8 protein-coding genes are annotated in these 4,556 nt (G+C 50.3%); 1 reads left to right on the top strand and 7 read right to left on the bottom strand.

All coding sequences use genetic code 11. The features are described from left to right. Window positions 1-35 precede the first annotated feature (35 nt). Window positions 36-449: a MarR family winged helix-turn-helix transcriptional regulator gene (locus I5W_RS26460; RefSeq protein ID WP_252717243.1), complete on the top strand. Its 414-nt coding sequence runs from the start codon at window positions 36-38 to the stop codon at window positions 447-449. Window positions 450-753: 304 nt separating this feature from the next. On the opposite strand, the gene I5W_RS26455 is transcribed toward I5W_RS26460, so the two are convergent. The 7 genes from I5W_RS26455 to I5W_RS26440 all read right to left on the bottom strand — a co-directional run. After that, on the bottom strand, window positions 754-1,368 hold the full coding sequence (locus I5W_RS26455; protein WP_044531496.1) for a class I SAM-dependent methyltransferase: 615 nt from the start codon (window positions 1,366-1,368) through the stop codon (window positions 754-756). Between the two features lie 308 nt (window positions 1,369-1,676). Then, window positions 1,677-2,105: a hypothetical protein gene (locus I5W_RS31775; RefSeq protein ID WP_148289207.1), complete on the bottom strand. Its 429-nt coding sequence runs from the start codon at window positions 2,103-2,105 to the stop codon at window positions 1,677-1,679. Window positions 2,106-2,312: 207 nt separating this feature from the next. Next, window positions 2,313-2,540, bottom strand: a complete 228-nt coding sequence (locus tag I5W_RS31770) for a hypothetical protein (protein ID WP_159106158.1) — start codon at window positions 2,538-2,540, stop codon at window positions 2,313-2,315. Between the two features lie 208 nt (window positions 2,541-2,748). Next, window positions 2,749-3,144: a hypothetical protein gene (locus tag I5W_RS32275; protein WP_159106157.1), complete on the bottom strand. Its 396-nt coding sequence runs from the start codon at window positions 3,142-3,144 to the stop codon at window positions 2,749-2,751. An 86-nt stretch (window positions 3,145-3,230) separates the two neighbouring features. After that, a complete protein-coding gene (locus I5W_RS31765; RefSeq protein ID WP_159106156.1) occupies window positions 3,231-3,560 on the bottom strand; it encodes a hypothetical protein in 330 nt (109 codons plus the stop codon). 183 nt (window positions 3,561-3,743) lie between these two features. Further along, window positions 3,744-3,962 (bottom strand): DUF7661 family protein, encoded by a 219-nt coding sequence (locus I5W_RS34465; RefSeq protein WP_044531494.1) that lies wholly within the window; start codon window positions 3,960-3,962, stop codon window positions 3,744-3,746. A 226-nt stretch (window positions 3,963-4,188) separates the two neighbouring features. Further along, on the bottom strand, window positions 4,189-4,556 hold a 368-nt coding region (locus tag I5W_RS26440; RefSeq protein ID WP_044531493.1), incomplete at its 5' end, for a FadR/GntR family transcriptional regulator.

The following is a 4,556-nucleotide window of genomic DNA, read 5'->3' as shown; positions in this document are numbered from 1 at the left end:
GGTTTTGACCGAGGCTTTGCAAGTGTCGAAACTGAGTGCCCGGGCTTTCACCTTGCGCGACGGCGCGGGCACTCACGCGTTATTACAATGCCAAATTCAAACCGCTCGGGCTCACCGCCGAGCAATTTAGCCTCCTGGTTGGGATTGGCGCGACCAAGGAAGTGACGCTCGTGGAGCTTGCTGATCGCGCTGGCGTCGATCCCACCACGCTAAGCCGAAATGTTCAACATCTGGAGAGGCGAGATTTGGTTCACGCTGAAGGTGGACGTGGACCATCTGGAAAACGATTGACGTTGACTACATCTGGACGTCGACTCGTGGCCGATGCATTTCCGGTATGGCAGTCTGCCAAGGCCGAACTCGTCCTTCGAATGGGTAATGCGAAGCTTCGGGCGGCCACGCAGGCGATGGCTCAGCTGGGCAAGGCCGCAGACCTCTTATTGTCTTAGTCAGGCTTCGTCGCCAAACGAGTTCAATCCGCACTGACCATCGTCAGCTATCGATAAGCGCAATTACTGAGTCAGCAAAAGAATATTTCTCGCTGGGCTCTGAATTGTCTGTGGCTGCTTCGAGCCGATAGCAGGCATCTTAGACTAGAGAAACAATGAGGATAGCCGGATGTGGAAACCGGCTATGCATCCCAGCCAATCATACAAAAAGGGGGAGATAGGCGTGGGGCGAGATTTGTCCGTCATCTACCCTTCAGAATAAGCTGAAAGATTATTAGGCACTTGTTATTCACGTTGATGCGAATCAGGGCATACATATCTTTTCCAGGACGACGAGGCTCCAGCTTACGTCGGCACGGCCCAACATGTCTTGGCGCTTACTGATGTGTCTATTCGTCAGGCCGAATCTTCCGGCAAGGTCGATAGTTTCTTGCGCAGATACATCAAACATCAGACGTCCTTCAGGAACAGGTCCATGTCGCAAGGTCATGAAAACTCTCCCAGCGGGAAGAAGAAGGTCAGACAGAGCCTGCATAGCCTGCTGCCGCTCGTCGGCGTTCAAATGCATCCAGACTGCGGTGAGTAATATCAGACCGAAACCCTGGTTGCGTCTTCGCGTGATACGTAGTGCGGGAAGGCAATCATCGACCCATTCAAGATTTTGCAGCGGGTGGCGTCTTTTCCCTTCATCGCGCAAGCCCTCGGTAGGTTCTACGGCGACGACTGAATGGCCTTTTAAAGCTAACGCAGCCGCATCTCGACCAGACCCGGCACCAACATCCAAAACGTCGCAGAGCTCGTCGGGAAACAGATGAAGGACATCGCGGTACACATCCTCAAAACTTATGCTCTCATATTGTTCTGCCAGATAAGATGCGTTGTCATGATATCCGGCTGTTCCCGATGGTTTCTTTTCCATTTAATATTCGAAGTGTAAATTTCTTTGACGCTTTTCTTGGCTTCCATGCCTTGTTTCTTTTCGATAGCGGACATCTTAGCCCAAAGGCTAATGAGGATAGCCGGATGTGGAACCCGGCAATGCTTCCCGGAAAATCATGCGAAAAGGGTAGATGGGTGTGGGGGCGGGATTTGTCCGTTATCTACCTTTCAGAATAAGCTGAAAAACAGGCTTATTACCCAAAAGCAAGTCTAGCGACTAAGGTCCGCTTCTGGCCGCTACCGGCTGGCCGGTTCGCAATGCTATACGACTGGCAACGCAAACGCTGATTATCTTTCGGCTTGACGTTGAAGAAAGTGAGTAGCGGTTCTACGCAATATTTTCGACGCCAGCGGATGCTTTGTCACTTCACTCAAAACAGATAACCAACCTGCCCGGATATCTTGCGGCAGCTCTGAATTCAGAATCCGATTGACCATCCATGTGCTGAGATCGGTCGGTTGTCTCAAAACCGATTCTCGAAGAAATGGCTGGTAGCCTGGTATCGACTCAAGTTCATGGACGAGTGTACCTGGAGAACCGAGCTCTGCTTCAGGGTAACGCTCAATTAAGGAAAGTATTGCAGGTATTACGGGCTTACGCAGTTCTGGAGCCAGCGGCTGCAGGCCAGCCAATATCTCGTAGAGCTTGCAAGTATCGTCATCCTCTTCCGTCGGGACAAAGGCCTCTAGTCCGGCGATTACGTTTTCTATACTCATACACTCAGGTAAACTTGAAAACTTGTGGGTGCTTGGCCGGCCTATATTGGCCGATAGCGGACATCTTAGCTCAAAGAAAAATCGGGGTGGCCGGATGTGGAATCCGGTATGCATCCCAGCAAATCATGCGAAGGTGGTTGATGGGCGTGGGGGCGGGATTTGTCCGTTATCTACCCTTCAGAATCAGCTGAAAAATCGCTGGGACGCTCATATTGCAGACATCCAGCCGTTGGCTTCAACATTTGCCAAGACATCTTCAAAATGTTCCATTGCTATATCGCAGTTGACGCGATAGCCTCCCTTCGGATGAGCACCATCGATTTTGGCACTCAAAACTCCTGGAGTATTAACGAGCATTGCTAGTAGCTCGTCTCGCTCTTTAATCGTAGATAATGCATTGCCTTCAAGCCTTAAGAGTCTTAAATAGCCCATCACTTCACCTTATCAGGTTGATCTGGAACGTCCATTTCTGGCCGAGACTGTGTAGAAACGCGAATTTACGAAAAAGACGTGGGTAGGGAGACCCTTCCCGATATCGAGCTAATTGAATAGCAGCCGATCTAGTAGGTCATTTTTTCAATCAGCTGAGAAATTCTACGTTTTTACACAGTCTCGGCCGATTGCGAACCTTCCCGCCGATTCTTCAGAATTGAAACTCTTTCCTCCAATTCCATACGTTGTATCGATTAGTACGTGCTTTTATATCGATAGTAGCTAGCTCATCGTTAGTTGAGATTTTCCCTGCCATAGTGAAGCCTGAAAAGCCTGTTTCTGAAGAAAGGCCACGTATGAGGCATTCAACGGAAAAGCTGAATTTTCCTAACTCGCTCCTCGGTTTAAGAACGATTTTAATATGGGCCAATGCATGGTTACTCCCTGGGAGCCCTTGGCTAAAGATTTTCAAATTGGTAACGGAGCCATCTAAAATGACTGAGAACGTCGCGTCAATCGACTGCCCAGACTCATTACTCAGTTCTGCAAGAGGTCGCCTCCCGCAATGCTCAGTCAGTGCGTTCAGAAGATGCGGGAATACCGTCATGCCATTTTCTCAAAAAGGTTGGGAACGTCCTAAAGGTCCATCCTTGGTCGGGGGTTGAATGACCGTTTCTGGCCGAGAGCGGATATCTAAACTTGATTTTCCAAAACCGCGCACGCGATTTTGTATGCAATGTGTTGGACCTGAAATTTTTTCGGATAATCGTCAGGAATTATTTCAACTGCTTGTACTTCAAGCTGTCCGTCAAGTTCATGGTTCGCTTGAGCTACACCTGCCAGTATCTCCGCCAAGTGATTTTCTACGTCAAATTTTGGCGCTGGATCGATCATCTGCTTCGGAAGTATGCGAAGTACCGTTGGCCCTTCTACTGGCATCTTCCCAAACTTTATCGATACAAGAACGGCCGCAGGTCCAGTAATATGCTGGGCTCGATAGAATGTGGAACGTTCAATTTCCATTTTTTTGTTATGTTTATACGAGGTAGTCGGAATCCGGCATGCATCCCAGTAAATCATGCGAAGGTGGTTGATGGGCGTGGGGGCGGGATTTGTCCGTTATCTACCCTTCAGAAATAGCTGAAAAGTAGGCTTTTCCGAAAGCAATTCAAGTGACGAAGGCCGGTCTGTGGACGGACGTAGGTTTCATAACAATTGCACTGCATCGCTATTACGCGGAGTTGCGTTCTCATGGAAGATATCCGCCAAGTATACGCAAAGCTCATTTTCGACAACATCGTGGGGCAGGACAAAATCCGCTGGCCTGCGCTTTCCGTCCGTCCCAAGGTAATACGCTTGCCAAGCACCACATGAGCCTGTCACAGCGATAATCTTTCCAAAAATATTGAACCTTAACTCTTTCATCGCCCCCCTCCATGTCCATGCGTGTCCGCTTTTTGCGGCGGTAACGGGCATCTTAGCTCAAAGAAAAAAACGGGGGTGGCCGGATGTGGAATCCGGTATGCATTCCAGTAAATCATGCGAAGGTGGTTGATGGACTTGGGGCAGGATTTGAACCTACAACCATTGGCGTAATTCCATGCGGGAGAATTCCTGCTCTTTGGGTTGCCCTTACAGTTGTCAAATAATTTTACAAGCCAGGACGACTATTGAACATGCGCGTGCGTGCATTCTCGATATGCCCGCGCATGGCGCGCCGGGCACCCTCGGCATCTTGCACGCGGATCAGTTCGAAGATCTGGCGGTGCTCATCCATGGCATCCTGCGAGCGCGTCCAGGGCGGAATGTGCATCAGGTGGCGTAGCATGTTGACGGCATGACTGACATCGTATTCCAGCGTCTTCATCACCTGCACAAAACGCAGGTTGCCGGTGGCCAGGGCAATGGCTTCGTGGAAGCCATAGTCGTAATGGTGGGCGATGCCGCCCACGCGATTGGCTTCCTCGAAGCCTTCCAGCAGGCGCGCCATCTGGTCCAGGTCGTGCCGGTTGCGGCGCA

Source organism: Herbaspirillum sp. B65 (assembly GCF_000333555.1).
Classification (GTDB): domain Bacteria; phylum Pseudomonadota; class Gammaproteobacteria; order Burkholderiales; family Burkholderiaceae_D; genus Herbaspirillum; species Herbaspirillum rubrisubalbicans.
Note: the sequence above shows the minus strand (reverse complement) of the source record. Positions and strands in the feature narration are given on the sequence as shown.